Source organism: Streptomyces sp. NPDC054866 (genome assembly GCF_053610745.1).
In genome coordinates this window covers 460,134-485,459 of record NZ_JBSGZA010000004.1, presented here as the reverse complement: position 1 = coordinate 485,459, position 25,326 = coordinate 460,134, and the positions used below count along the sequence as shown (strand labels likewise).

Annotated in this window: 21 protein-coding genes; 12 read left to right on the top strand and 9 right to left on the bottom strand. The window is 71.0% G+C overall.

From position 1 onward, the window contains the following. The first annotated feature begins 67 nt into the window (after positions 1-67). The 9 genes from ACWGI2_RS22925 (at position 68) to ACWGI2_RS22885 (ending at position 10,309) form a co-directional block, all read left to right on the top strand. Complete coding sequence (locus ACWGI2_RS22925; RefSeq protein WP_453697279.1) at positions 68-1,024, top strand: carbohydrate ABC transporter permease; 957 nt, start codon at positions 68-70, stop codon at positions 1,022-1,024. A gap of 32 nt (positions 1,025-1,056) precedes the next feature. Further along, positions 1,057-1,932 (top strand): carbohydrate ABC transporter permease, encoded by an 876-nt coding sequence (locus ACWGI2_RS22920; RefSeq protein ID WP_453697709.1) that lies wholly within the window; start codon positions 1,057-1,059, stop codon positions 1,930-1,932. Beyond that, positions 1,929-3,194, top strand: a complete 1,266-nt coding sequence (locus ACWGI2_RS22915; RefSeq protein ID WP_453697277.1) for a Gfo/Idh/MocA family protein — start codon at positions 1,929-1,931, stop codon at positions 3,192-3,194. The genes ACWGI2_RS22920 and ACWGI2_RS22915 overlap by 4 nt, the downstream gene beginning before the upstream one ends. A gap of 106 nt (positions 3,195-3,300) precedes the next feature. Further along, the gene (locus ACWGI2_RS22910) at positions 3,301-4,155 is read left to right on the top strand and encodes a DUF6807 domain-containing protein (RefSeq protein ID WP_453697276.1); all 855 of its coding nucleotides are present in this window, start codon (positions 3,301-3,303) and stop codon (positions 4,153-4,155) included. Continuing rightward, entirely contained in the window at positions 4,152-5,708 is a 1,557-nt protein-coding gene (locus ACWGI2_RS22905) for a family 43 glycosylhydrolase (RefSeq protein ID WP_453697275.1), read from the top strand. The genes ACWGI2_RS22910 and ACWGI2_RS22905 overlap by 4 nt, the downstream gene beginning before the upstream one ends. Beyond that, on the top strand, positions 5,705-7,051 hold the full coding sequence (locus ACWGI2_RS22900; RefSeq protein WP_453697274.1) for an ABC transporter substrate-binding protein: 1,347 nt from the start codon (positions 5,705-5,707) through the stop codon (positions 7,049-7,051). The genes ACWGI2_RS22905 and ACWGI2_RS22900 overlap by 4 nt, the downstream gene beginning before the upstream one ends. Further along, a complete protein-coding gene (locus ACWGI2_RS22895; protein ID WP_453697273.1) occupies positions 7,048-7,866 on the top strand; it encodes a rhamnogalacturonan acetylesterase in 819 nt (272 codons plus the stop codon). The genes ACWGI2_RS22900 and ACWGI2_RS22895 overlap by 4 nt, the downstream gene beginning before the upstream one ends. Positions 7,867-7,886: 20 nt before the next feature. Beyond that, positions 7,887-9,176 (top strand): pectate lyase family protein, encoded by a 1,290-nt coding sequence (locus ACWGI2_RS22890; RefSeq protein WP_453697272.1) that lies wholly within the window; start codon positions 7,887-7,889, stop codon positions 9,174-9,176. A 17-nt stretch (positions 9,177-9,193) separates the two neighbouring features. Beyond that, complete coding sequence (locus ACWGI2_RS22885) at positions 9,194-10,309, top strand: pectinesterase family protein (RefSeq protein ID WP_453697270.1); 1,116 nt, start codon at positions 9,194-9,196, stop codon at positions 10,307-10,309. Here ACWGI2_RS22885 and ACWGI2_RS22880 read toward each other — a convergent pair. Genes ACWGI2_RS22880 through ACWGI2_RS22870 form a run of 3 tightly spaced genes read right to left on the bottom strand, consistent with a single transcriptional unit; the run spans position 10,254 to position 14,963 of the window. Further along, a complete protein-coding gene (locus ACWGI2_RS22880) occupies positions 10,254-11,453 on the bottom strand; it encodes an MFS transporter (RefSeq protein ID WP_453697268.1) in 1,200 nt (399 codons plus the stop codon). The genes ACWGI2_RS22885 and ACWGI2_RS22880 overlap by 56 nt on opposite strands. Before the next feature lie 37 nt (positions 11,454-11,490). After that, a complete protein-coding gene (locus tag ACWGI2_RS22875) occupies positions 11,491-13,206 on the bottom strand; it encodes an ABC transporter ATP-binding protein (RefSeq protein WP_453697266.1) in 1,716 nt (571 codons plus the stop codon). Further along, positions 13,203-14,963, bottom strand: a complete 1,761-nt coding sequence (locus ACWGI2_RS22870; RefSeq protein WP_453697707.1) for an ABC transporter ATP-binding protein — start codon at positions 14,961-14,963, stop codon at positions 13,203-13,205. Before ACWGI2_RS22870 ends, ACWGI2_RS22875 begins: the two co-directional genes overlap by 4 nt. A 148-nt stretch (positions 14,964-15,111) precedes the next feature. On the opposite strand from ACWGI2_RS22870, the gene ACWGI2_RS22865 reads away from it, so the two are divergent. Beyond that, positions 15,112-15,792, top strand: a complete 681-nt coding sequence (locus tag ACWGI2_RS22865) for a TetR/AcrR family transcriptional regulator (protein WP_453396153.1) — start codon at positions 15,112-15,114, stop codon at positions 15,790-15,792. Here ACWGI2_RS22865 and ACWGI2_RS22860 read toward each other — a convergent pair. Beyond that, positions 15,723-16,535, bottom strand: coding sequence for an ArsR/SmtB family transcription factor (locus ACWGI2_RS22860; RefSeq protein ID WP_453697264.1), 813 nt, complete (start codon positions 16,533-16,535; stop codon positions 15,723-15,725). The genes ACWGI2_RS22865 and ACWGI2_RS22860 overlap by 70 nt on opposite strands. 58 nt (positions 16,536-16,593) lie before the next feature. Here ACWGI2_RS22860 and ACWGI2_RS22855 point away from each other — a divergent pair, with 58 nt between their 5' ends. Further along, positions 16,594-17,304, top strand: coding sequence for a flavin reductase family protein (locus ACWGI2_RS22855; RefSeq protein ID WP_453697262.1), 711 nt, complete (start codon positions 16,594-16,596; stop codon positions 17,302-17,304). A gap of 25 nt (positions 17,305-17,329) precedes the next feature. Here ACWGI2_RS22855 and ACWGI2_RS22850 read toward each other — a convergent pair whose 3' ends face one another. The 3 genes from ACWGI2_RS22850 to ACWGI2_RS22840 all read right to left on the bottom strand — a co-directional run bounded on the left by ACWGI2_RS22850 (position 17,330) and on the right by ACWGI2_RS22840 (position 19,688). Then, entirely contained in the window at positions 17,330-18,169 is an 840-nt protein-coding gene (locus tag ACWGI2_RS22850) for a pectate lyase (protein ID WP_453697260.1), read from the bottom strand. Between the two features lie 110 nt (positions 18,170-18,279). Continuing rightward, positions 18,280-19,155, bottom strand: a complete 876-nt coding sequence (locus tag ACWGI2_RS22845) for a hypothetical protein (protein WP_453697259.1) — start codon at positions 19,153-19,155, stop codon at positions 18,280-18,282. Then, complete coding sequence (locus tag ACWGI2_RS22840; protein WP_453396148.1) at positions 19,155-19,688, bottom strand: SigE family RNA polymerase sigma factor; 534 nt, start codon at positions 19,686-19,688, stop codon at positions 19,155-19,157. The genes ACWGI2_RS22845 and ACWGI2_RS22840 overlap by 1 nt, the downstream gene beginning before the upstream one ends. A 271-nt stretch (positions 19,689-19,959) precedes the next feature. On the opposite strand from ACWGI2_RS22840, the gene ACWGI2_RS22835 reads away from it, so the two are divergent. Then, entirely contained in the window at positions 19,960-21,849 is a 1,890-nt protein-coding gene (locus ACWGI2_RS22835; protein WP_453697257.1) for a rhamnogalacturonan lyase, read from the top strand. Positions 21,850-21,881: 32 nt separating this feature from the next. On the opposite strand, the gene ACWGI2_RS22830 is transcribed toward ACWGI2_RS22835, so the two are convergent. Together ACWGI2_RS22830 and ACWGI2_RS22825 are read right to left on the bottom strand one after the other, a co-directional pair. After that, positions 21,882-22,895, bottom strand: coding sequence for a LacI family DNA-binding transcriptional regulator (locus ACWGI2_RS22830; protein ID WP_453697255.1), 1,014 nt, complete (start codon positions 22,893-22,895; stop codon positions 21,882-21,884). Positions 22,896-23,028: 133 nt separating this feature from the next. After that, positions 23,029-25,320: a WD40/YVTN/BNR-like repeat-containing protein gene (locus ACWGI2_RS22825; protein WP_453697254.1), complete on the bottom strand. Its 2,292-nt coding sequence runs from the start codon at positions 25,318-25,320 to the stop codon at positions 23,029-23,031. Positions 25,321-25,326 lie beyond the last annotated feature (6 nt).

Genomic DNA, 25,326 nt, shown 5'->3' with positions numbered 1-25,326 from the left:
CGAACGACGTCTGCGAAGCGCTTCATCTCGCGGACCGTGTGCCGCCCCTGAGAACGGAGAAGCAGACATGGCCCAAGCTGTGGCTAAAGCGCCACCGCAGCCACCGCCCCGGCGCCGCACGCCGGGTGCGTCCCGGCGCCGAACGGGAGCGACCCCGCGCCGCCTCCCGTATCTGCTGATCGCGCCGGCCGGACTCCTGATGCTCGGCTTCATCGCCTACCCGGTCATCAGCGTCTTCTACTACAGCCTGCGTCACTACAACCCCACCAAGCCCTGGCGCGACGGCTTCGCGGGCTTCGACAACTTCGTCACCGCGTTCACCGAGGACCCGCAGTTCTGGCAGACGCTCGGCTTCAGCCTGCAGTGGGTCGCCGTCGAGGTCGTCCTGCAACTGCTCCTCGGCCTCGGGCTCGCGCTGATCGTCAACCAGACCTTCATCGGCCGCGCGATGGCCCGCGCGCTCGTCTTCTCGCCGTGGGCCGTCTCCGGCGTGCTCACCTCCACGATCTGGCTGCTGATCTTCAACTCCCAGACGGGCATCACGCGTTACCTCGCGGACATGGGCATCGGCTCGTACGGAACGTCCTGGCTCTCGGACACCAGCACCGTCTTCCCGGCCGTCGTCGTCGCCGAACTCTGGCGCGGTGTCCCCTTCTTCGCGATCCTCATCCTCGCCGACCTGCAGTCCGTCTCGAAGGACCTGTACGAGGCGGCGGAGGTGGACGGCGCCAGCCGCTTCCGGCAGTTCTTCCACATCACGCTGCCGCACCTGAAGGACGCGATCATCCTCTCCACGCTCCTTCGCGCGGTCTGGGAGTTCAACAACGTCGACCTGCTCTACACCCTCACCGGCGGCGGACCCGCGGGCGAGACGACGACCCTGCCGCTGCGCATCGCGTCCATCGCCGTCGACTCGCACGACTTCGGCTACGCCTCCGCGCTGACCTCCATCGCGTTCGTGATCCTCCTCTTCTGCTCGATGGTCTATCTGCGGCTGAGCAAGTTCGGAGGCCAGGACAAGTGACCACCACTCAGCACCTGGACAGGGAAGCCGCCATGGCGGACACCACCGCACCCGCCGAGATCCGCGGCGGCGGCCCGCGCACACCGAAGCGGCGCCCCTGGGACGAGGCCCCCCGCTGGCAGATCTATCTGCCGCTCGGCCTCTACCTCCTCTTCACCCTCATCCCGTTCTACTGGATGCTGCTCTTCGCGATCCGCCCGGCGGGCTCGACCTCGCTGCTGCCCTGGCCCATCACGTTCGAGCACTTCGACAAGGTGTGGACCGAGCGGAGCTTCGGCCTCTTCTTCCAGAACAGCCTCATCGTCGGCGTTCTGTCGATGCTGATGACCACGGTCGTCGCCCTCGCGGGCGGCTACGCCCTCGCCCGCTTCGACTTCAAGATCAAGCGCGGCTTCATGCTGGCGCTGCTGTGCTCGCAGTTCATCCCCGGCGCGCTGATGCTGGTGCCGCTCTTCCAGATCTTCGCCAACCTCCAGATGATCAACTCGCTCGGCAGCGTCATCATCGCCGAGGCCGTCTTCCAGCTGCCGCTCTCGATGATCCTGATCAGCGGGTTCATCAAGAACGTGCCGTACTCCCTGGAGGAGGCCGCCTGGGTCGACGGCTGCGGACGCTTCCGCGCCTTCTGCGCCGTCGTGCTTCCCCTCCTTCGCCCCGGTCTGATCGCCGTCGGCTCCTTCGCCTTCGTGCACAGCTGGAACCACTTCCTGTTCGCGCTGATGTTCCTCTCCAACCAGGACAAGCAGACGATCCCCGTCGGCCTCGCCACCCTGATGGGCGCCGACAGCGTCGACCTCGGCGCGCTCGCGGCGGGTGGCGTCATCGCCGCCCTGCCCGTCGTGATCGTCTTCGCCTTCATCCAGAAATGGCTGGTCACGGGGTTCAGCGCCGGGGCGGTGAAGGGATGAGCCCCGGCCCAGGACCGAGAGCGCCCCGTACGCCGCTGCCGCTGGTCCTGGCCGGTGCGCGTGGGCACGGGCGATGGCACCTGGAGAACATTCGACGCCTCCAACAGGCCGGTCTCGTACGGCTCGTGGGGATCTGTGAGCTCGAACCGCTGACCGGCGCCGAGCTCGAAGGGCTCGGCGAGCCCGCGCAGTCCGCGGACTTCGCCGGGCTGCTCGACGCGACCGGAGCCGCCGTCGCCGTCATCTGTACGCCCATCCCCACCCACGCCGACCTGGCCGTGGCCGCAGCCGCGCGAGGCGTGCACCTGCTCCTGGAGAAGCCGCCCGCCCCTTCGTACGCCGAGTTCCGGCGGATCACCGACGCGGTGGCCGCCGGGGGCGTGGCCTGCCAGGTCGGGTTCCAGTCGCTCGGCTCGCACGCCGTGCCCGCCATCCGCGCCCTGGTCGCCGATGGGGCCATCGGGGAGCCGATGGGCGTCGGCGCGGCGGGAGCCTGGGCCCGTGACGAGGCGTACTACCGGCGCGCGCCCTGGGCGGGGCGACGCCGCCTGGACGGCGTGGACGTCGTGGACGGGGTCCTGACCAACCCCCTCGCCCACGCCGTCGCCACCGCCCTGGCGGTGGACGGGTCCACGCGGGCCGATGACATCTTGCGGGTGGACCCGGAGCTGTTCCGCGCCAACGCCATCGAGTCCGACGACACCTCGTTCGTGGGGATCACCACCGCGCGCGGCAGCCGCCTCGGTGTCGCGGCGACCCTCTGCGCCGAGCGTCCCGACGAGCCGTACGTCATCGTGCACGGCACCCGGGGCCGCGTCACGTTCTGGTACAAGCAGGACCGGGTGCTCGTGCAGCGCGCCGGGCACGGGCCCGAGGAGGTCCTTCACGGGCGGACGGACCTCCTCGAGAACCTCGTCGGGCATCTCGCGGGCCACGCCGAACTGCTGGTTCCGCCGGCGTCGACGGGCGCCTTCATGAAGGTCGTCGAGGCGGTCCGCCTGGCACCCGATCCGCTCCCCCTGCCGGTCGAGGCGTGGCATTCCGTGCCCGGCGAGCGCGAAGGCGTGCGGCGCCGGGTCGTGCACGGCATCGACGGGATCGTCGCGGCGAGCGCCGACACGCTGTGCGGCTACGCGGAACTCGGCACGTTCTGGGCGCTGCCGTACGGGGCCCCGGCCGCTCGGCACCCCGAGACTCCGGCCCCCGCACCCGAGCACCGCATCGGCAGTGCGGTGCCGGACCCGCGGTCCGGTGGGGGCTGATCGCGCAGTTCCCCGCGCCCCTTACGGGGCGCCCTCCCGAGCCAGCCGTCTCTCCATCCCCACCGCCGAGACCCCACCGCCGAGACCCCACCGAGGTGAGAACGCCATGAACAGAACCGCGACCGACACCGCGCTCATGCTGCGCTGCTCGGGCCGCCCCGTCGGCCGCTACGTCATCCACCCCTCGGCCGCGCCCCGGCTCGCGCCCCGCCCCTACCTCCATCCCGTCCGCACCTTCGGCGGCCTCCCCGTCACCGAGCACGCCCCGGCCGACCACCCGCACCACCTCGGCGTGAGCGTCGCCGTGCCCGACGCGGCGGGGCGCAACTTCTGGGGCGGGCGCACCTACGTACGCGACCAGGGGCCGACCGAGCTCGACAACCACGGCGAACAGCGTCACCTGGAGTTCAAGCTGCGCGACCCGGACGGGTTCGTCGAGGAGATCAGCTGGCTCGACGGGGAGTGCGAGTTGCTGCGCGAGCGGCGCACCGTCGCCGTCACGCCCCTCACCACGTCCGCCTGGGCCCTCGACTTCACGTTCTCCCTCACCAATCCGGCCGCCGCGGAGATCTCGATCGGCAGCCCCGCCACCAACGGCCGCCCCGGCGCCGCCTACGGAGGGTTCTTCTGGCGTGCGCCCAAGGAGGCGCGGACCCCCGAGGTGTTCACGGCTGACGCGGATGGCGAGGCGGCCGCCCATGGGGCCACCGCCGACTGGGTGGCCCTCTCCGGCCAGGGCTGGACACTCGTCTTCGCCGGGGCGACGCCGGAGACGCGGCGCGACCCGTGGTTCGTGCGGGCCGCGGAGTATCCGGGTGTCGGCTCCTCGCTGGCGCATGCGCGGCGCCTGCCGATCGGGCCCGGCGAGACCGTCGTACGCCGTGTCGTCACCGTCGTCTCCGACGGCCGCCCGAGCCGGGCCGAGGCCGCGGGGCTCGTCCGCAAGGCGGTGACCGCGTGAACACGGCGGGGGCGGTCAGGCCGGGCGACCTCGGTGACGGGACCTATCGGAACCCCGTCCTCGCCGCCGACTGGTCGGACCCCGACGTCGTCCGGGTCGGCGACGACTTCTACCTCACCGCGTCCAGCTTCGGGCGCGCCCCTGGCCTGCCGCTGCTGCACTCCCGCGACCTGGTGAACTGGACCCTGATCGGGCACGCCCTGGAGCGCCTGGAACCCGGGGAGTCGTTCGCCGCGCCGCGGCACGACTGCGGGGTGTGGGCGCCGTCGATCCGGCACCACGAGGGGCGGTTCTGGATCTTTTGGGGCGACCCCGACCACGGCGTCTTCCAGATCACCTCCCCGGACATACGCGGACCTTGGAGCACTCCACACCTCGTCAAGGCGGGCAAGGGGCTCATCGATGCCTGCCCGCTGTGGGACGAGGAGCGCGGCGAGGCGTATCTCGTGCACGCGTGGGCCAAGTCACGCTCCGGCGTCAAGAACCGGCTCACCGGCCACCGCATGAGCCCGGACGGACGTGAACTCCTCGACGAGGGGCGGGTGTTGGTCGACGCCGACCAGCTGCCCGGCTGGTTCACGCTGGAGGGGCCCAAGCTGTACCGCCACGACGGCTGGTTCTGGATCCTCGCCCCGGCCGGCGGTGTGGAGACCGGATGGCAGGGCGCCTTCCGTTCACGGACCTTCCACGGCCCCTACGAGGAACGGATCGTCCTGGAGCAGGGCGGCACCGACATCAACGGCCCTCACCAGGGCGGCTGGGTGCGCACCCCGTCCGGCGAGGACTGGTTCCTGCACTTCCAGCAGCGCGGCGCGTACGGCCGGGTCGTCCACCTCCAGCCGCTGCGGTGGGGCACGGACGGCTGGCCGGTGATCGGGGACGACGGCGCCCCCGTCGCCGTACACAAGAAGCCCGACCTCCCCCCGCAGCCCACGTCCGCGCCCGCCACCGACGACGACTTCCCCGGCGGGCGTCACGGCCGCCAGTGGCAGTGGTCCGCCAACCCCCTTGAGGGATGGGCCACTTCGCACGCGGCGGACGGCCTGCGACTGGCCTGCGTCCGGTCCGCCGACGCCCACGACCTGCGCCGCCTGCCGCACATCCTGACCCAGCGCCTCCCCCTCACCCCGTGCACCGTGGAGGTCGGCCTGCGACTCGACAGCACGGCGGCCGAGGCCAGGGCCGGTCTCGCGGTGCTCGGCGACGCCTTCAGCTGGATCGGCCTCGAACGCGGCGAGGACGGCACGGTCCGCCTAGTCCACCGGTTCGCCGAGCCGGTCGCCGAACGCGAACGCGACGCCGAGCACCCACGCCCCGCCCCCGACGGCACCGCACGGCTGCGGATCGACATCACGGACGGCGCCCGCTGCCGCTTCTCGGCCGACACCGGCGACGGCTTCCGCCCCTCGGGCCAGCCCTTCGCCGCGACGCCGTGGCGGTGGGTCGGCGCGCTCATCGGCTTGTTCGCCACTGCCCCCTCGGGCCGGAACGGGGCCGGGACGGCCCTGTTCACGCACTTCCGCATCACCTCAAAGAAGAGAGCTGAGGCATGACCATCAACACCCCAAGAGGCAGAAGCCGTCGCACGGTAGCCGCCATCGCCATCGCCGCCTCGCTCGCGCTGACCGCCACCGCCTGTGGCGACGACGGCAGCGGGGCCGGCGGGGACAAGGGCGAGGAGGGGTCCGGGAAGGGCGAGATCACCTTCTGGGACAACAACGGCGGTGTCCGTACCGACGTCTGGAAGGAGATCATCAAGGACTTCGAGGCGAAGAACCCGGACATCAACGTCAAGTACGTGCCGATTCCCGCCGAGAGCGTCCAGTCCAAGTACGACACCGCCATCCAGGGCGGCGGCCTTCCGGACGTCGGCGGTGTCGGCGCCGCCATGCTCGCCGGGATCTCCGCGCAGGACGCTCTCGAGCCGTTGGACAACCGGCTGAGCGAGAGCTCCCTGGAGGGCAAGCTGAACCCGGGCATGATCGACAGCGTCCGGGCGGCGGGCGGCGGCAATCGGCTCTTCACGGTGCCGACGTCCGCGAGCAACGGCGTGCTGTACTACCGCACCGACCTGTTCAAGGCCGCGGGCCTCGACGCCCCCACCACGTGGAGCAAGTTCTACAAGGCGGCCGACAAGCTCACCGACAAGGGCGAGAACAAGTTCGGGTACACCATTCGCGGCGGCGAGGGTTCCATCGCGCAGGCGCTCGACGCGGCCTACGGCCAGTCCGGCATCGGGTCGTTCTGGGACGGCGACAAGACCACCGTCAACGACCCGAAGAACGTGAAGGCGTTGGAGAAGTACGCCGCCCTCTACAAGAAGAACACCCCCGAGGCCGACGTCAACAACGACTTCAAGAAGATGAACGCCCAGTGGGACACGGGCCAGATCGGCATGCTCAGCCACAACCTCGGCTCCTACACGGACCATGTGAAGGCGCTCGGTGAGGGCAAGTTCCGCGGCCTGCCCAACCCGACGACGGACGCGGGCGTCCGCGTCCAGGTCTCCAACCCGGTCGACGGGCTCGGCCTGTTCAAGTCCAGCAAGAAGAAGGCCGCCGCCTGGAAGTTCATCGAGTTCGCCGCCTCGCACGAGTCCAACAGCAAGTGGAACAAGTCGGCCGGCGCCATCCCCGCCAACACCGCGGCCTCCAAGGACGCCTGGGTGAACGAGGCCGAGCCCACGAAGCTGGCCGCCGCGGCGCTCAACGACGGCTCCCTGAAGGTCGTACAGCTGCCGTACTACCTGCCCGACTGGAACACCATCAGCAAGGCCGACAACGAGCCGAACTACCAGAAGGTCCTGCTCGGCAAGATGTCCGCGAAGGACTTCCTCGACACCCTCGCCGAGCAGCTCAACAAGGCTCAGGCCGAGTGGAACGAACAGAACAAGTGACAGCGCTCCCCGCCCACGGCGTCGGCCGACGCCGTGCGGTCGCGGCCCTCGCGAGCCTTCCGCTCGCGGCGGCCGCGGCACCGGGGGCCTTCAGCCACTCAAGGAAGGCCGCTCCCGCGAGCACGCTCTACATCGCCGGGGACTCCACCGCCGCGCAGAAGTACACGGACGCGGCGCCCGAGACCGGCTGGGGCATGGCCCTTCCCTTCTTCCTCCACGGCCGCCTGAAGGTCGCCAACCACGCGATGAACGGCCGGAGTTCGAAGAGCTTCGTCGACGAGGGCCGTCTCGCCGTGATCCTGGAGGCGATCAGGCCTGGCGACCGGCTCCTGGTCCAGTTCGCGCACAACGACGAGAAGAGCGCCGACCCGACGCGCTACACCGAGCCCTGGTCGACGTACCAGGACTACCTGAAGCAGTACGTCGACGGGGTGCGGTCCCGTGGCGCCCGGCCAGTGCTCGTGACCGCCGTGGAGCGCAGGAAGTTCGCCGCTGGCGGCACCGCACTGCCCACCCACGGCGAGTATCCGGCGGCGATGCGCGCGCTCGCCGAGGCCGAGGGCGTGCCGCTGCTCGACGTCCAGGCGCTTTCGCTCGCCCTGTGGCAGACGCTCGGCGTCGAGGAGACCAAGGCGTACTTCAACTGGACGGCCGCCGAGCAGGACAACACGCACTTCAATCCGCCGGGCGCGATCGCCGTGGCACGTCTGGTTGCCGCCGAGTTGCTGCGCTGCCGGGCGCTGGCGCCGCGGGACGTGCGGCGGCTCGACGACGCGATACCCGAATCCTGGATCACCTGGCCGGAAGGACCGTGACGATGAGGAACACGAGACCGATGAGGACGCCGCGCAAGGCGGTACGCAGATCCCTCACCCTGCTCGCGGGGTGCACCGCGCTGGTCATGGCGGTCACGGCCGCCCCGGCTTCGGCCGCGGGCGCACACGACGTGCTGCCGCCCCGCGACGGCTGGGCGTCCGCCGACGGCGGGACCAGCGGCGGCGCCGGGGCCGACGCCGCGCACACCTACACGGTCACCACCTGGGAGGAGCTGCGGGCCGCGCTCGCCGACGACGCGGGCGCTCCCCGGGTCATCAAGGTCAAGGGCACGCTGAACGCGACGGCCGCGGGCTGCGCCGCGTTCGAGGCCGAGGGCTACGACTTCGACCGCTACCTCGCCGACTACGATCCCGCCGTGTGGGGACGTGACACCCCGGTGAGCGGCGCGCAGGAGGACCTGCGGGCGGCGTCGGCAGCCCGCCAGGGCGCGGCGATCAAGGCGTACGTCCCGGCCGACACGACCATCGTGGGCGTCGGCAGGAACCCTGGGATCGTCGGCGGCAGCCTCCAGATCCAGGGCGTGGACAACGTCGTCGTCCGCAACCTCACCCTGGAGAGTCCGCTGGACTGCTTCCCGCAGTGGGATCCCACGGACGGGGACAAGGGCGCCTGGAACTCCGAGTACGACAGCATGGTCGTCCACGGCTCGACGCATGTGTGGATCGACCACAACACGTTCACCGACGGCGAGCACCCCGACAGTTCGCTGCCGTCCTACTACGGCGAGCTGTACCAGCAGCACGACGGTGAGTTGGACGTCGTACGCGGCGCCGACCTGGTGACCGCCTCCTGGAACGTGTTCGCCGACCACGACAAGACCCTGATGATCGGCAACAGCGACAGCGCGGGCGCGACGGATCGCGGCAAGCTGCGGGTCACCCTGCACCACAACGTCTTCCGGGACATCGTCGAGCGTGCGCCGCGCGTCCGCTTCGGGCAGGTCGACGCCTACAACAACCACTATGTGGTCCCGGCGGACGGCTATCAGTACTCCTTCGGCATCGGGCAGGAGTCCCAACTGGTCGCCCAGAAGAACGCGTTCACGCTCCCGGCCGGGGTCAGCGCGGCGAAGATCCTCAAGAAGTGGAAGGAGGCGCCGGTCACCGCCGACGCCAACTACGTCAACGGCAAGCGTGTCGATCTCATCGCCGTCCACAACGCGGAGATGCCGGAGGAGACCCTCCAGTCGGGCGCGGGCTGGACGCCGACTCTCAGGACGCGGGTGGACGACCCGCGCGAACTGCCGGGCCTGCTCGCGCGTCACGCGGGCGCGGGCAAGCGTCGCTGAGCCCCGAAGGAGCAGCCATGCCCTCGCACCACTCCCCTGACTCCCGCCAACTCCCTGTCAGCAGGCGTACGTTGCTCGCGGCGGGCGCGGGCGCCGGGGCCGCCCTGGCCATCGGCCGTACGTCGCACGCCCGCGCCGCCGAGCGCCGCCCCACCCGCCGGACGCTGTACGTCGACCCGGCGGGCGGCGGCGACCACACCACCGTGCAGGCCGCCGTGAATGCCGCCTCCGGCCCGGGCTGGACACTGGTCCTCGCCCCGGGCACGTACCGAGAGACGGTGACCGTGCCCGAGACGAGTGCTGGGATCACGCTCATCGGCGCGAGCGGCGACCCGCGTGACACGGTCATCGTGTACGACAACGCGGCGGGCACCCCGAAGCCCGACGGGTCCGGCACCTACGGGACCAGCGGTTCGGCCACCACGACCGTGCGCGCCGCCGGTTTCACCGCCCACGCGATCACCTTCGCCAACGACTGGCTGCGCGCCGACCACCCGGACTACACCGGGACCCAGGCCGTCGCGCTCAAGGTCATGGGTGACCGCTCGGCGTTCTTCCGCTGCCGGTTCCTGGGCCACCAGGACACCCTGTACGCCGACACCGCGGACCTGAGTGTCTTCGCCCGCCAGTACTTCCGCCACTGCTACGTGGAGGGCGACGTCGACTTCGTCTTCGGCCGGGCCACCGCCGTCTTCGAGCACTGCCACTTCCACACGCTGACCCGCGGCGACCTGGCGACGGCGCCGTACGGCTTCGTCTTCGCGCCGTCCACCGCCGTCGCCAACCCGCGCGGCTATCTCGTCACCCGCAGCCGGGTCACGAGCGGCGCCCCGGACGCGTACTACAAGCTGGCCCGCCCCTGGGTCCCCAGCTCGGACATGACGGCCCGCCCCATGCTGACGGTGCGCGACACCCACTTGGGGCACGGCATCGACGCGGTGGTTCCGTACGCGAACATGCGCGAGGCCCATCCCTGGCAGGCCCAGCGGTTCGCCGAGTACCGCAACACGGGTCCTGGCGCGGTCGTCACGGTCCCGGAGAACCGTCCCCAACTCAGCCGCGCGCAGGCCGAGTCCGCTACACGTGCCGCTTATCTGACGGACTGGACACCGCCGAGGGAGGACCGCCGCTGAGCCACAGCCACATCGCCGCTCCGGCGAACTGGAACGCGGCGATGCCCAGCATCAGCCCGTCCGCACCGAGCCGCCCCGCGAACACCCCGGTCAGGGCGGCGCCACCCGCCGACGCGCCGATCTTCAGGCTGCCGCCGGTGGTGTTGACCTGGCCGAGGCGGTCGGGGGGCGACTCACGCTGGCGGAGCATGAGCGTCGCCGCGAAGAGGGGCCCCTCGGCGAGGCCCGCCGCCACGCAGGCGGCCCACGCCCAGGGCAGCGACGGCACCAGCGCGAGGGCGGCAACGGCCGTGCCGAACCCCAACAGCCCTGCGATCACGGCCCGTTCGGAGCGGGCGGGCGTCAGCCACCGCGACGAGGCGAGCGCGCCCACGAGGGAGCCGAGCGCGAAAAAGGCAAGGAGTTGTCCGCCCGCCGCGGGGCCCGCGCCGATGTCCTGGCCGAGCAGCACCGCCGCCACCGCGAACCCGCCGTATCCGAACCAGGCGAACATCGTCGACACGGTCAGGGCTCGCAGCACCCGGTTGGCCCCGAGGACCGAGAGCCCGCCCGCCACGACCTGCTTGACGCCCGTCCGCGTGCGTTCCGGGCGGGCCTCCGGGGGCGGTATCCGCATCAGAGGAAGGACGAGTAAGCCGAGCGCGGCCGTCGCCACGGTCACGATCCCGGTGTTCCCTCCGCCCGCGAGGGCGGCGACCAGCGCGGCGAGGCCCGGCCCGGCGATGGCCGCGATGTTGTAGCTCGACGCCTCAAGGCCGTACGCCCGTGAGAGGCGTTCGGCGGGTACGAATCTCGGCAGCAGACTGGTGAGCGCCACCACGACCGGCTCGACGCAGCCGACCACGGCGGCCACCATCAGCACGAGCACCAGCGGCGATCGCCCCGCCGACAGCATGAGCAGGGCGATCGCGACGGCGTAGCCGCAGGCCAGCGCGATCACGAGGCGGCGCGGTCGGCCGGTCCTGTCGAGGGCGTGCCCGATGACCGGACCGCTCAGCACGTACGGCAGCGTCATCGCGGTCTGTACGAATCCCGCGCTCGCCGCGTTCCCCGTGCGCGCCTGGACGGTGAGCACCAGGGCGGTCGCGACCCCCTCGGCGGAGACTCTGAGCATCGTGGCGGCCGACAGGTGCGTGCGGAGCAACCGGGGCCTCCTGGGCGCTTGTTCATGTCATGCCGACTCAATCATTCGCCGCCGGTGTCAGGGAGAGGTTCCAGAAGTCGGCGTACCGGCCGCCGCGGTCCAGGAGTTCGTCGTGACCGCCTTCCTCCACGATCCGGCCGCCGTCGAGGAAGACGACGTGATCGGCGCGCCGGACGGTCCGCATGCGGTGCGCGACCATGACGACCGTCCGGCCCGCCATGAGGCGCTCGATGCCCTCCTGCACCGCGGCCTCGTTCACCGGGTCCAGTGCGGAGGTCACCTCGTCGAGGAGCACGATGGGCGCGTCCTTCAGGAGTGCCCGTGCGATCGACACCCGCTGGCGTTCCCCGCCCGACAGCAGCGCGCCGCCCTCGCCGACATGGGTCGCCCACCCGCCGGGCAGCCGCTCGATCACCTCGTCCAGGCGTGCCGCGGTGGCGGCGGCTCGTACCTCGGAATCGTCGGCGTCGGGGCGGCCGACGCGGATGTTCTCCTCGATCGTGCCGTCGAAGAGGTACACGTCCTGGAAGACGATGGCGATCCGCGACATCAGCACCTCCGTGTCGATGGCGCGCACGTCCACGCCTCCCACGCGTACCGCGCCCGCGTCCACGTCGTAGAACCGGGCGAGCAGTTGCAGCAGGGTGCTCTTGCCCGCTCCCGAGGGTCCGACGACGGCGAGCCGCCGGCCTTGGGGCACGGACAGCGACGCTTCGTCGAAGACCGTGCGTTCCCCGTGGCAGAAGGTGACGGACTCGAACTCCAGGCTGTGGCCCACCGGTTGGACGGGTTGGGCGGGTTCCGGCAGCGGTTCGGCGCGCAGGACCGCGTCGAGTTTCACCAGCACGGAGCGTGCGCCGCGGAGCCTGCCCCCGATGTCCGACAGCGAGAGGAGCGGGTCCGCGCAGCGTGCGGCGAGGACCAGGATCGTGAGAATCTCCGCCACACCGGTGTCGCCGTCGAGGGCGAGGTAGGCGCCCAGGACGAGCAGCCCGGTGAACATCGCCTGCACCGTGAGCGTCAGGCCGACCGCGCCGGGCAGCGCCGACAGCGTGGAGCGGCGGGAGGCCCGCTCGACCTCCTGGAGCGAGTCGTCGAGCAGCCGGAAGCGCTCGGCCGTGCGGCCACCGGCCCGCAGCACCGGCTGGACCTGGAGGTACTCGATGACCCGCCCGGTGGCCTCTTCGTCGTGTGCGGCGCGTTCCGCGTCTGCCGCGGCCGTCGAGCGTGCCGTCCAGATCTGGATGGCTGCCACGACCGGCACGGCGGCCAGCGCGGCGAGGCCCAGCTGCCAGTTGAAGGCCGTCATCACGGCGACGATCGTCAAAGGCGTCACGCTCGCGGAGATGAACGGGGCGAGGAGATGCGCGATCACGCTCATCGCCTGCAAGACCCCGCGCCCGGCCAGGACGGACACCTCCCCGAGGCGGCCCGCTCCGTACCAGCCGATGGGCAGCCGGGCCAGATGATCGCCGAGCCGGTGGTACATGCCGCGCAGGAGGGTGGTCCCGACGTGGAAGCCGGACAGGTCGCTGACGTAGCGCAGGAGTGCGTAGAGCGTGATCGCGGCCCCGAACGCGGTCAGCCAGGGCCAGGCGTCGTCGGGCGCGGGGCCGAACAGGGCCCGCAGCACGGGCACGAGGAGTGCGTAGGACAGTCCTTCCGCGATCGCGGTCACGGTCATCAGGGCCACGGTGCGTCGCACGGGCCGGGCGTACTCGCGTCCGAGGACGCGCAGGAGCAGGCGGATCATCGGGGCTCGTCTCCTTGCGCCACGCCACTGTGGGCTACGGCCTCGTCGGCCGGTACTGATCGGTGGGATTGCCAGAACGCCGCGAACTCCCCGCCCTGAGCGAGTAGTTCAGCTGGCGCGCCGCGCTCGACGATCGCCCCGTCGGCCAGCATCACGACGGTGTCGGCGTCCGTGATCGTCTCCAGGCGGTGCGCGATGACCAGAATGGTCCGCTCTCGCCCCAGCGTCACGAGGGCCTCACGCACCGCCTGCTCGGTCTGCGGGTCGGCGAAGGCTGTCGCCTCGTCGAGCACGAGTACGGGCGTGTCGGCGAGGAGAGCGCGTGCGAGGGAGATCCGCTGCGCCTCGCCGCCCGAGAGCCCGGCGTCCTGACCGATCACGCACTCGTATCCGCGGGGCAGTTCGAGGATCCGGTCGTGGATGTTCGCGAGACGGGCGGCGCGGACCACGTCCTCGTGGTCGGCGTGCGGCACGGCGAGCGCGATGTTGTCGGCGACGGACGCGCGCAGCAGGCGTACGTCCTGGAAGACGAAGGAAACCAGGCGGTAGAGGTCGTGGCTGCCGAGTTCGCGCAGATCCACACCGCCGATGGCGACCGAGCCGTGGGTGGGGTCGAAGAACCGCGGCAACAGCTGGACCAGCGTGGACTTTCCGCTGCCCGACGGCCCGACGACGGCGGTGACCGTCCCCGGCTCAAGCACCAGGTCGATCCCCCGCAGCACCTCGTGATCGGTCTCGTATCCGAAGCGGACGTCGCGCAGTTCCACCCGGTGCCCTCGCGGGGCGACGGGACGCGCGGGCTCAGGAAGCGGCGGTACCTCCAGTACGTCCCGGATACGCCCGACGGCGCGCCGGGCGGCCTGCATCTCGTCGAAGCCGTGGCCGAGCGCCGCCACCGGGGCGGTCAGGCCGAGGCCGAGCAGCAGGAAGGGCAGCAGATCGGCCGGGGCCAGGGAGTCGTCGGTGATCAGGGCCGTACCGCCGATCAGGACGACGAGCAGGACGAACGGCGGTGACAGCACCAGCTGCATCCCCGCGGCGATCCGGGAGATGCCGTGCACCCAGCGGTTGAAGGTGGCGACGAAATCGTCGGTGGCGGTGAGGAACGTGCGGTGGGCGCGCCCGGACCCGCCGAACGTCTTGACCACCGAGATGCCCTGCACGAACTCGACGACGGAGCTTGAGATCCGTCCCATGGCCGCGTCGAACTCCTCCTGCTCGCGCAGCCGGGTCGGCGTCATCATCAGGGGCACCAGCGCCACCGCGAGCACCACCGGTATCAGGGTGATCAGGGTGAGCCGCCAGTCGATGGTGAACAGGTAGATCAGCGAGACGAGCGGCACCACGAACGCGGAGACGAGTTCACCGGGAGTGTGGGCGATGAACGGGTGAACGGCTCCGACGTCCTCCCCCACCACCTTGGCCAGTTCGCCGGTCCTGCGCCGGGAGAACCAGCCGATCGGTACGCGCCCGAGGCGGGCGGCCAGTTGGCGGCGGAACGTCAGCTGCACCTGACCGTCCACCACATGCCCGATTCCGGAGGACGCGGACGTGAACAGCAAGCGGACGAACAACCCCGCCGCGCCCGCGACGACGACCGTCCAGACATGACCGCGGTCGATCGTGCCGGGCGACAGCAGGGTGCGCCCCAGTTCGACGACCGCCAACAGTGGCGCCAGACCCGCGACAGCGCCGATCACCTGGAGGATCACCACGGCGGCGAAGCCTCGGACATGAGGACGCAACAGCTCGCTGATGGTCATCGTTCCCCCGTTTCCACAGAGCCAAATCCGGTGCCCACGCCGCTCGTTAACTTTCGGAACATGTTCCGAAAGTAGCATCGAGTCAGGCGGGCTGGGAACACTCGTATCGAGGCGTTGGAACGCGGGGCGGCATGATGGGGCGATGGCACGATCCCCCGCACCCCAGGGCCGCACCGGCCGGCCGCCCGTGACCTCCCGCGCGCAGATCCTGACGGCGGCCCGCGGTCTTATCGACCGGGACGGCTGGGAGAAGCTGACCGTCCGCCGGCTCGCCGCCGAGCTCGGCATCGGCGCGACGACCCTGTACCACCACATCCAGAGCAAGGACGATCTACTGCTCCTGCTGCTCAATCACCACGTCGCCCAGGTCGAGCGCCCCCAACTGCCCAGCGACCCACGGGAGCGCATCCTCGTGGCCACCACCGCGCTGCACAACGCGCTCGCGGCCTGGCCATGGGCCGCGGAGGTGCTGTCGGCCGACGGTTTCGTCGGCCTCCTGGACGAATCGGCGATGTGGATGGTCGAAGCCATCGTGGCCGGAGCCGCGGACCACGGATGCACACCCGAGCAGAGCGTCGACGTCTTCCGCGGCCTCTGGTACTACACCGTCGGCGAGGTGCTCGTCCGCGCTCACTCCGCCCGCCGGAACGCCGCCGGTCAGCCCTTCGCCTACCGCGACGACCTGGACCCGTCCCAGGTGCCCCACCTGGCCGCCATCGGCGTCCGATGGGCCGCGCTGGCCGCACGGGACATCTACCCCCAGGGACTGCGCGCGTTCGTCGACGGGCTGCTCGCACAGGCCTCGTCGGCGGCACCCTCATGACCGAGGGCGCCGGGGATGCCCAGCTGTTCCCGGAGCACCGCGTGCCCCGCGTCCGTCACGGTGATGACGCGGGTCGTGCCCCTGCGGACGAGCCAGCCGGCGTCGAGTGCGTGCTGGAAGAACGCGGCGCCCACCGCCCCGGCCAGGTGCTGGCGCCGTTCCGTCCAGTCCAGGCAGGTGCGGACGTGGGCGCGGCGTGAACCACGGGGGCGGTGGTCGTCGATGCCGAGGTCACGCAGCCACGCCTTGCCGGACTCGCTCAGTGAAGGCCCGTAGTCCCAGGTCAGCAGCGACCGTTCGGTCATGGCGTCGGTGATCGCGACCGCGACATTGCCCGCCAGGTGGTCGTAGCAGCTCCGGGCGTAGGACAGTGCGCGGCGGCGGTGTGCGTCGGCCAACGAGCGGACCGGCACCGGACGCATCGGGGCGTGCGAGGCCAGGCTCTCGATCATCTCCGCCGTGGACGAGCCCGCCAGGCGCAGATACCGGTGCCGTCCCTGCCGCTCCTGCGACAGGAGTCCGCCCGCGACCAGTTGATGCAGGTGCCCGGTCGCCGTCGAAGGCGCCACCCCCGCATGCCGGGCCAGCTCGGTCGCGGTCCAGGCGCGCCCGTCGAGCAGGGCCAGGCACATCGACGCGCGGGTGCGGTCGGCGAGCAGACCCGCCAGGGAGGCGAGGTCGGGGCCGATGACGCCGTCCGTAGACGGGCTCGTGGGGTGGGGCGGCTTGCTCATGCGGGACATTGTGGCGTGACGACGCTTCGGCGGTCACCGAAGTCTCGGCGCTCTAGCGTTCTGCGGCATGAACACCACCACGACTCATGACGTCGCCACGGCCGATGCGCCGGTGACCGATGCGCCGGCCGCCGATGCCCCCGCGGCGGGCACCGCCCCCGCCTCCCCCGTCGATGACCACCTCTCCATATCCCCGAGCATTCTCTACTTCGGCACCCCCGTCGCCCTGCTGACCACCGAGAACCCGGACGGCACGGCGAACCTCGCCCCCATCTCCTCGGCCTGGGCGCTCGGCCACACCCTCGTACTCGGCCTGGGGGCGGAGGGGCGCACCGTCGCCAATCTCGCGGAGCGCCCCGAACTGGTCGTCAACCTGCCCTCGGCCGACCTCTGGGCGGCGGTCGAGCGCCTCGCCCCGCTCACCGGCGCGGACCCGGTACCGGCCGGCAAGCGCGGCGTCTACCGCCACGAGCCCGACAAGTTCGCCGCCGCCGGGCTGCGCCCCCGGGCCTCCGAGGCCGTGGGGCCGCCGCGTGTGGCCGAGTGCCCGCTGCAGTTGGAGGCCGTGGTGCGCGGCATCACGCCGGCCGGGCCCGACTCCGGCTTCCGGATCGTGGAGTGCGAGGTCGTCCGCGTGCACGCCGCCGCCTCCGTCGTGGTGCCCGGGACCCAGCACATCGACCCCGCCGCCTGGAATCCCCTGATCTACAACTTCCGGCACTACTTCGGCCTGGCGCGGCCGGAGCTCGGCCACGGCTTCCGCTCGCAGACGGCGTGACGCGTGTGACGGACGTGGGCCGCACCTACTGGTAACTGATGTCCGACGCGCTGTACTTGCAGTACGTCCCGTCAGGGCCGCTGCCCGTCTCCTCCGGCTCGTCACCCGAGTCGTTGCCCGTGTAGCGGATACAGGGCTTGATCTTCTTGTCGCCGTCGCCGTGGATGCGGATCTTGCTCAGGGTCGCCGTGTCGCCGTAGTTGGTGTTGATGCCGACCAGGGAGGTGCCGGGCGCGGTCACGTCCACGTCGTTGATGGTGATCGTGCGCTTGTACTGCTTGGAGCAGTTGCCGCAGGAGCGGACCAGCTTGCCGAAGTCCGAGACCTGGAACCCGCTGACGTTCAGCTTGCCCGCGCCGTTGAACTGGAGGACCTTGTCGTCGGCCTTCCTCGCGCCGCCACCGGTGACGTTGTACGTCGCGCCGGCCGAGGTGCCCTTGAAGGTGGCCGCGTCCTCGCCGACGTCCTCCCACCACACGTTCTGGATGGTGCAGCTGCCCGAGCAGTGCACGCCGTCGGCGGCGGGCTTGCCGAGCACCACGTTCTTCAGGACCGCGCCGTCCTTGAGCTTGAAGACCGGGTCCTGGCCCTCTTCCTGGCCGTCGCCGCCGAGGTCTCCGCTGCCGTAGAAGCGCTGGAGTCCGCCGTCGTAGGTGCCGGACACCTCGATGGTCTTGGTGACGGGCTTGTCGCCGGTGGGGGTCGGCCAGTCGGCGGCGGTCGCCGCTCCCGCCGGGGAGAGCAGCGTGTTGGCGCCGAGGGTGGCGCCGGTCAGCAGGAGCGCGCCGCCCGCCGCGCCCACGACGCGGCGGCGGGTGAGGCGGCGCTTACGGCTCTTGCGCTGTTCGGCTCGTTGCGTGGTCATGGGGACCGCTCTTTCGCTGGGGGGATGACCTTGCGTCTGCTGGTCTCCGCCCGGGTGCGGAAGGTTGCCGGGGTGCGCGAGATTTCCGCGGAACCTATGACGTGCTGGGTCTATGACGTGCGGGCGAAGTCGCCCCGCACCTCGGCCTTCTGGCCCGCTGCGGTCGCCTCCGCCGCGTACGTGTCCTCGCCCGCGTCCCTGCCGCCTTCGGCGTGGTTGTACTGGCCCGCGAAGACGTGCTCGCCCGCCGGAACGGTCCGGCCCGCCTTCAGCGTCCAGCGGTAGACGAGCTCCCCGCCCTCCTCGCGTATGGAGGCGGTGAAGTCGTCGGTGGGCAGTGAGCGCCAGTTGCCCGTGTCGCTGACCCCGCCGGTCTGCGCGACCCGCAGTTCGACGGTGAGCGCGGTGAGCGGTTTTCCGGTCTTGAAGGTGAGGGTGCTCTGCGCCCAGAAGTCGTTGCTCTGCGGGTCGATGGAACCGTCGCTCCAGAGGTAGCCGTCTTCGACGCTCTTGGCGTCCGGGGCCACGCGCCGTGCGGAGGGCGGAGGGTCGGACTTCTTCGGCGGCCGGTTCGCGTCCTGGTCCTTGCCCCTGTCCTGCGTGCCCTTCGTGGCCTTGCCCGACGGATGCTCGGGCGAGGCCGGTGAGCTGGGCCCGGCGTTCTCGTCGTCCGGTGCGGAGGCGGAGGGGCTCGGCCCGGACGGGGAGTCGGGGGCGGCGGGTGTGCCCACGGTGCGGGGCGGCGGTTCCTCGCCCTCGACGACGGAGGCGACGGCGTATCCGCCTAGCGCGAAGACTCCGGCCACCGCTGCCGTCGCGCCCACGATCCGCAGCCAGGGGGCGGACCGTGGCAGCCTGCCGCGGGACGGGGCACCGAGGCCGGCGGCATCGCGCTCCATGCCGCGCTCGACCCGGGCGAGCATGCGTTCCCTGTCGGGGCGGTGCTCGGCCGCGGCATCGCGCAGCTGCTTGCGTACGTCGTCCATCACTGCCTCCCTCCCACGAGTTGCGACGCGGCACGGTCGCCCAGGATCCGTTGCAGCTCCGCCATTCCCTTGGACGTCTGGCTCTTCACCGTACCGACCGATATCCCGAGGGTGAGCGCGGTGTCCTTCTCCGACAGGTCGAAGGCGTGCCGCAGGACCACACAGGCCCGCTTACGGAACGGCAGCGTACGCAACGCCTCTTGGACATCGACGACCGCCGGTACGTCGGGGTCGTCGACGCCTTCCGGGCGCTGCCCCCAGAACAGGGCCACGCGGCGGCGCTCGCGGATGGCGCTGCGGATGCGGCTGCGCGCCATGTTGGCGACGACACCACGGGCGTACGCGGCCGGGTGGTCGGCGGCCCGCACGCGGTCCCAGCGGTTCCAGAGCGCGACCAGGGCGTCCGCCGCCAGGTCGTCCGCGGCGTCCTTCTCGCCGGTCAACATGTGGGCGAGGCGGGCGAGTTCGGTGTAGTGCCGCTCGAAGAAGTCATGGAACTCCGCGGCGGCTGCGTCATCGACGGCTGTCCCCACGGGTGACCTCGTTTCTGTGCTTGCGCGGCTCCGCACGCGCGCTGATGGCCCCCGTGCCGCCGAAGTGCGGTGCGCGAGCATAGCAACGTCCGTGCGAGAGATCGAACAACGTCCGGAATCCCAGGCAGATCTGAGCCAGCCGGTATGGGGGCATCCGGCCCGTTTCAGGTACTGCGGGACGCCGGTCAAGAGATTCATACAAGCGGCAACCTTTCGCGCGCTCCGCGGCGACACAACCGAGGCACTGTCTCTCTCCCCGCAGGAGGACCCCATGGCCGAGATTCCGCACAGCGACCGCCGCCGAAGAAGGCGCCGGGCACGCGGCCGGGTCATCGTCACCGCCGTCGTCGCCGGCGCCCTCGCCGCCGGTGGCCTCATCGCGCTGTCGTCGACGTCGTCCGCGGCCACCACCCGCCAGGCCGAGGCGCTCGACCGGGGTGTGGTCAGCGTGCACACCGGCGCCGGGAACCTGGTCAGCTGGCGCTGGCTCGCCACCGATGACGACGACGTGGCCTTCAACGTCTACCGAGGGGGTACGAAGGTCAACTCGTCCCCGGTCACCGGCTCGACGAACTACTTCCACGCGGGCGCCCCGAACAGCGCCGACTACACGGTGCGCGCGGTGGTCGACGGCACCGAGCAGGGCGACTCCGTGCACGCGGTGCAGTTCCGCGCCGGGTACAAGGACGTGCCGATCACGCCGCCCGCCGGGGGCACGACTCCGGACGGCGTGGCGTACACGTACGAGGCCAACGACGCGTCCGTGGGCGACCTCGACGGGGACGGCGCCCTGGACTTCGTACTGAAGTGGCAGCCCACCAACGCCAAGGACAACTCCCAGTCCGGCTACACCGGCAACACGGTCATCGACGGCATCAAGCTGGACGGCACCCGGCTGTGGCGTATCGACCTGGGCAGGAACATCCGCTCGGGCGCGCACTACACGCAGTTCCAGGTGTACGACTACGACGGTGACGGCAGGGCCGAGGTCGCCACGAAGACGGCGGACGGCACGAAGGACGGCGCGGGCAAGGTGATCGGCAGCTCCTCGGCCGACCACCGCAACTCCGGCGGCTACGTCCTTGCCGGACCCGAGTATCTGACCATGTTCGACGGCCGCTCAGGCGCCGCGCTCGACACGGTCGACTACGTCCCCGCGCGCGGCAACGTCGCGGGCTGGGGCGACAGTTACGGCAACCGCGTGGACCGCTTCCTCGCCGGTACCGCCTACCTCGACGGCAGCCGTCCCTCGCTGATCATGGCGCGCGGCTACTACACGCGGTCCGTCATCGCCGCCTGGGACTTCCGGAACGGGGCCTTCACCCGGCGCTGGACCTTCGACACCAACTCCTCGACGAACACCGGCAAGGGCTACGACGGTCAGGGCAACCACAGCCTGTCGGTCGCGGACGTCGACAACGACGGCAAGGACGAGATCGTCTACGGCGCGATGACCGTCGACGACAACGGCAGCGGCCTGTGGACGACCAAGCTCGGGCACGGCGACGCCGGGCACGTCGGCGACCTCGATCCGTCGCGCGCGGGTCTGGAGTACTTCAAGGTGTCCGAGGACAGCTCCAAGCCGGGCTCCTGGATGGCGGACGCCCGCACGGGCCAGCGCCTGTGGACCACGCCGTCCGGCTCCGACAACGGCCGTGGCGTGTCCGCCGACATCTATGCCGGTTCGGCGGGCGCCGAGTCGTGGTCCGCGGCCGACAACACCCTGCGCTCGCCGACCGGGGCATCGGTCGGACGTGAACCCTCCAGCATCAACTTCGTGAACTGGTGGGACGGCGACACCATCCGCGAACTCCTCGACGGCACCCGGATCGACAAGTACGGCACGGGCGGCGAGACCCGGCTCCTGACGGGGGCCTCCGTCGCGTCCAACAACGGCACGAAGGCGACCCCCGCGCTCTCGGGCGACATACTCGGCGACTGGCGCGAGGAAGTCGTGTGGCGCACGACGGACAACAAGGCCCTGCGGATCTACTCCACCCCGCACGAAACGAAGACGAAGATCACCACACTGCTCCACGACCTCCAGTACCGCACAGCGCTGGCCTGGCAAAATACGGCGTACAACCAGCCCCCGCACCCGAGCTTCTTCATCGGCTCCGGCATGGCGAAGGCACCACGCCCGGTGGTGTCCACTCCCTGAGGGATGGCGAGGCCGCCGGAGAGTACGGGTCCTCAGCCCGTCGCGGGCCCGGGACCCGAGCTGGCCCGCACCGTCAACTCCGGTGTGAGCAGGGCGACTTCGTCCGCGCCCTGGCCTCGCAGCTTGGCGACGACGCGCTCCACGGCCTGGCGCCCCATCTCCTGTGCGGGGATGGCGACGGAGGTGAGCCGGACCGAGGCCTGGGTGGCCACCTGGTCGGGGCAGATGGCGATGACGGAGACGTCTTCCGGGATGGCGCGGCCCTGCTGGCGCAGGAGGCTCAGGAGCGGCTCCACGGCCGACTCGTTCTGCACGACGAACCCCGTGGTGCCGGGGCGTTCGTCGAAGATCCGGGCCAGGGTCGCGGCGAGCGCGTCGTACGTCCCCTCGCAGGGCCGGTGCAGCACCCGCACGCCGAGCTGCCCGGCCCGTGTGCGCAGCCCGTCCAGGGTGCGCTCCGCGAACCCGGTGTGCCGCTCGTACACGGCGGGCGCCTCGCCGATCACGGCGATCTCCCGGTGGCCGAGCCCGGAGAGGTGCTCGACGCACTGGGCGCCGGTCGCCACGAAGTCGAGGTCGACGCAGGTCAGGCCCGTGGGGTCGGCGGGGAGGCCGATGAGAACGGCGGGCCGGTCGGTCTCGCGGATCAGCGGAAGCCGCTCGTCGTGCAGCTCGACATCCATCAGGATCATCGCGTCGGCGAGCGCGCTGCCCTCGATGCGGCGGACCGCCTCGGGGCCCTCCTCGCCGGTCAGGAGCAGCACGTCGTACCCGTGGGTGCGTGCGGTGGTGGCCACGGCGATGGCTATCTCCATCATCACCGGCACGTACATGTCGGTGCGCAGCGGCACCATCAGCGCGATGATGTTGGAACGGCTGCTCGCAAGGGCGCGGGCACCGGCGTTCGGGTGGTAGCCGAGCTCCCGGATGGACCGTTCGACGCGGTCCTTGGTGGAGGCGGAGATGGACCGCTTGCCGCTGAGTACGTAGCTCACCGTGCTGGCCGAGACTCCGGCGTGGTGGGCTACCTCGGCGAGGGTGACCATTCAGCTCTCCTGGACGGGACGGGACGGGTCGTGGGGCGGCGCTGGCGAAGCGCTTCGACTCCGGGGCCACCTTGACCCTAGAGGGACACCCATGTGCTGTCCATAGATGCGTCGAAGCGCTTCGACTGACGTCCTACCGGCCGGAGTTGTCCCCGTAAACGATGCCACGGCCGTTCGTCGACACGTACACCCGCCCGTAGATCCGCGGATCACCGGTGATGGCCGCGCCGGTCCAGCCCCACTGGTGGGCGTCGTCGTTGATGCGCACCCAGCTCTCGCCGGCGTCGGTGGAGCGGAAGATGCCGCGCACCCCGTCGATCCTGGCGCTGGTGTAGAGCGTCTGGTGGTCGGAGCCCGGCGCGGCCTTGCCGAAGCCGATCGTGTCGGCCTCCTCGACGCCCTGGACGCGGGTGAAGCTCGCGCCGGAGTCCGTCGAGTGCCACAGGCCGTACGTCCCGCCCGCCTTGCCGCCCGCGAGCCAGATGTCACCCTTGGAGCCCGGTACCGCCTTGAAGCGCACCTCGCCCTCGGCCGGAAGTCCGGTGGACGCCTTCGCGGTGAAGGTCGCCCCGCCGTCCGTACTGACGTAGAACGTCCCGGACTTGAAGCCGTAGAACGTCTTCGGGTCGGCCCGGTCGGACTCGACGACCGCGCCCTGCGGGATGCCGGAGGACGCCGTCCACGACGCGCCCCGGTCACCGCTGGTGTGCACGCCCGTGCCGTCCGGGCTCCACACGAAGCGGCTGCCGTCGGCGGACGTGGCGACCGTGCCGCCGCCCGAGACTCCCGAAGGCTCCTTGCCCGCCGACCAGTTGGCGCCGTTGTCACCGGAGAAGGCGATCCGTGGCCCGCTGTCGAGGTGGCCGACGCGCACCACCGTGTCCGGGTCGGACTCGGCGTGGTCGATGCTGGTCGTGGTGGTGAAGTTGGGCTCGGTGTACATCAGGGGCGGCACCTTGGTGACGTCCGTGTGCCGGAAGCCGCCGATGTCGCCGAGCGCGCTGAGCAGCGGCGCGCCGGATGCCGGTGCGGCGAGGTCGTTGACGGCGGTCTCCTCCAGGCCCTTCACCATCGGGGTGACGGTGAACTTGCCGCCGCTGTCCCACTGTTGGAGGTTTCTGGTGCCATAGACGGTGGCCCCGGTGCCATACATCATCCGGTCGGAGTCGAAGGGGTCGATCTCCAGGGCCTCGGTCATCCAGCCCAGCTTCGGGCTCTGTTCGGGCGGCGCCGGGCTCGCGCCCCACGACAGCCAGGGCACGGACGAGATGTCCATGGTGTAGCGGTTGGTGCGCTCGGGATAGGCGGCGTAGCTCCAGGCTCCGGTCCAGCTGCCGCCGCTGTCGGTGGAACGGAAGATCTGGGTGTCGGGGTACCAGGAGCTGTAGCCGGTGACCATGACGGTGCCCGGCCGCTGCCGGTCCACGCTCAGTCCGCTGTAGCCGTAGTACGTGTCGGCGTCGGTGGCGGGGCTGATGTTCTTCCACTCTCCGGTGCGGGTCGCGTACCGCCACACCTGGCCCTTGGAGCCGTCGTAGGGGCCGCCCTTGTCGCTGTAGGCGAGGTAGAGGTAGCCGTTCTCCGCGTCGAGCACGCCCTTGTGGGCGAGGTACCCGGTGGGCTGGCCCGCGAGCCGGGACCAGGTGGCGCCCGCGTCCGTCGAGCGGTAGACGGCGTTGCTCTTGTCGGCGACGCCGACGTAGACGGTCTTGGTGCGCTTGCCCGAGGTGCTCGTCGACTCGTCGAACGTGACCCAGGCGATGCCCTGGTTGTCGGAGGCGTAGCCGGTCGAATCACCCGGATCCTGTTGGTAGTTGCCGGGGTTGGGGAACGCGGCCACCTTCGACCAGGTGGCTCCGGAGTCGGTGGAGCGCCACAGGCCGTGGCCGCTGGGCGCCCCGAGGTACAGCACGCGGTTGTCGTGCGGGTCGACGGCGAGGCGTTCGCCCATGCCGCGGCCCGGCATGTTGCCGCCGAGCTTGAAGGGCAGGTCCGCCTTCTTCCAGGTCTCGCCCCGGTCGGACGAGCGCATGACGGCGCCCTTTCCGGGGTCCCAGTCGTTGGTGTACGTGCCCACGGCGGCGTACACCTTGTCCGGTTCGACGGTGTCGGACGCGATGCTGGCGACCCCGGTGTGGCCCCAGTCGTCCCAGCCCACCGAGTCGAGCAGCGGGGTCCAGGTCCGGGACTTCTCCTGCCAGCGGTAGGCGCCGCCGATGTCGGTGCGGGCGTACGCGAGGTTCTTCTCGGACCGGTTGAAGACGATGCCGGGGACGAAGCCGCCGCCGTCGATACGGACGTTCTTCCAGGTGTACGCGGCCTTTGCCTTCTCCTTGGCGTCGTCGGCCCCGGAGGAGGGGGCGGCCACGAGCAGCAGCCCCGGGATCAGGCCGAGGGCGCCGAGCAGTTTCCCGCCGCGCGTCATACGGCC

Excerpts from the sequence above, each read along its gene's own strand:
- ACWGI2_RS22920 (WP_453697709.1), top strand. The coding sequence starts at position 1,057 with ATGGCGGACACCACCGCACCCGCCGAGATCCGCGGCGGCGGCCCGCGC.
- ACWGI2_RS22875 (WP_453697266.1), bottom strand. The coding sequence starts at position 13,206 with ATGATCCGCCTGCTCCTGCGCGTCCTCGGACGCGAGTACGCCCGGCCC.
- ACWGI2_RS22915 (WP_453697277.1), top strand. The coding sequence starts at position 1,929 with ATGAGCCCCGGCCCAGGACCGAGAGCGCCCCGTACGCCGCTGCCGCTG.
- ACWGI2_RS22850 (WP_453697260.1), bottom strand. The coding sequence starts at position 18,169 with ATGACCACGCAACGAGCCGAACAGCGCAAGAGCCGTAAGCGCCGCCTC.
- ACWGI2_RS22890 (WP_453697272.1), top strand. The coding sequence starts at position 7,887 with ATGAGGACGCCGCGCAAGGCGGTACGCAGATCCCTCACCCTGCTCGCG.
- ACWGI2_RS22825 (WP_453697254.1), bottom strand. The coding sequence starts at position 25,320 with ATGACGCGCGGCGGGAAACTGCTCGGCGCCCTCGGCCTGATCCCGGGG.
- ACWGI2_RS22830 (WP_453697255.1), bottom strand. The coding sequence starts at position 22,895 with ATGGTCACCCTCGCCGAGGTAGCCCACCACGCCGGAGTCTCGGCCAGC.
- ACWGI2_RS22900 (WP_453697274.1), top strand. The coding sequence starts at position 5,705 with ATGACCATCAACACCCCAAGAGGCAGAAGCCGTCGCACGGTAGCCGCC.
- ACWGI2_RS22885 (WP_453697270.1), top strand. The coding sequence starts at position 9,194 with ATGCCCTCGCACCACTCCCCTGACTCCCGCCAACTCCCTGTCAGCAGG.
- ACWGI2_RS22860 (WP_453697264.1), bottom strand. The coding sequence starts at position 16,535 with ATGTCCCGCATGAGCAAGCCGCCCCACCCCACGAGCCCGTCTACGGAC.
- ACWGI2_RS22910 (WP_453697276.1), top strand. The coding sequence starts at position 3,301 with ATGAACAGAACCGCGACCGACACCGCGCTCATGCTGCGCTGCTCGGGC.
- ACWGI2_RS22865 (WP_453396153.1), top strand. The coding sequence starts at position 15,112 with ATGGCACGATCCCCCGCACCCCAGGGCCGCACCGGCCGGCCGCCCGTG.
- ACWGI2_RS22925 (WP_453697279.1), top strand. The coding sequence starts at position 68 with ATGGCCCAAGCTGTGGCTAAAGCGCCACCGCAGCCACCGCCCCGGCGC.
- ACWGI2_RS22855 (WP_453697262.1), top strand. The coding sequence starts at position 16,594 with ATGAACACCACCACGACTCATGACGTCGCCACGGCCGATGCGCCGGTG.
- ACWGI2_RS22835 (WP_453697257.1), top strand. The coding sequence starts at position 19,960 with ATGGCCGAGATTCCGCACAGCGACCGCCGCCGAAGAAGGCGCCGGGCA.
- ACWGI2_RS22845 (WP_453697259.1), bottom strand. The coding sequence starts at position 19,155 with ATGGACGACGTACGCAAGCAGCTGCGCGATGCCGCGGCCGAGCACCGC.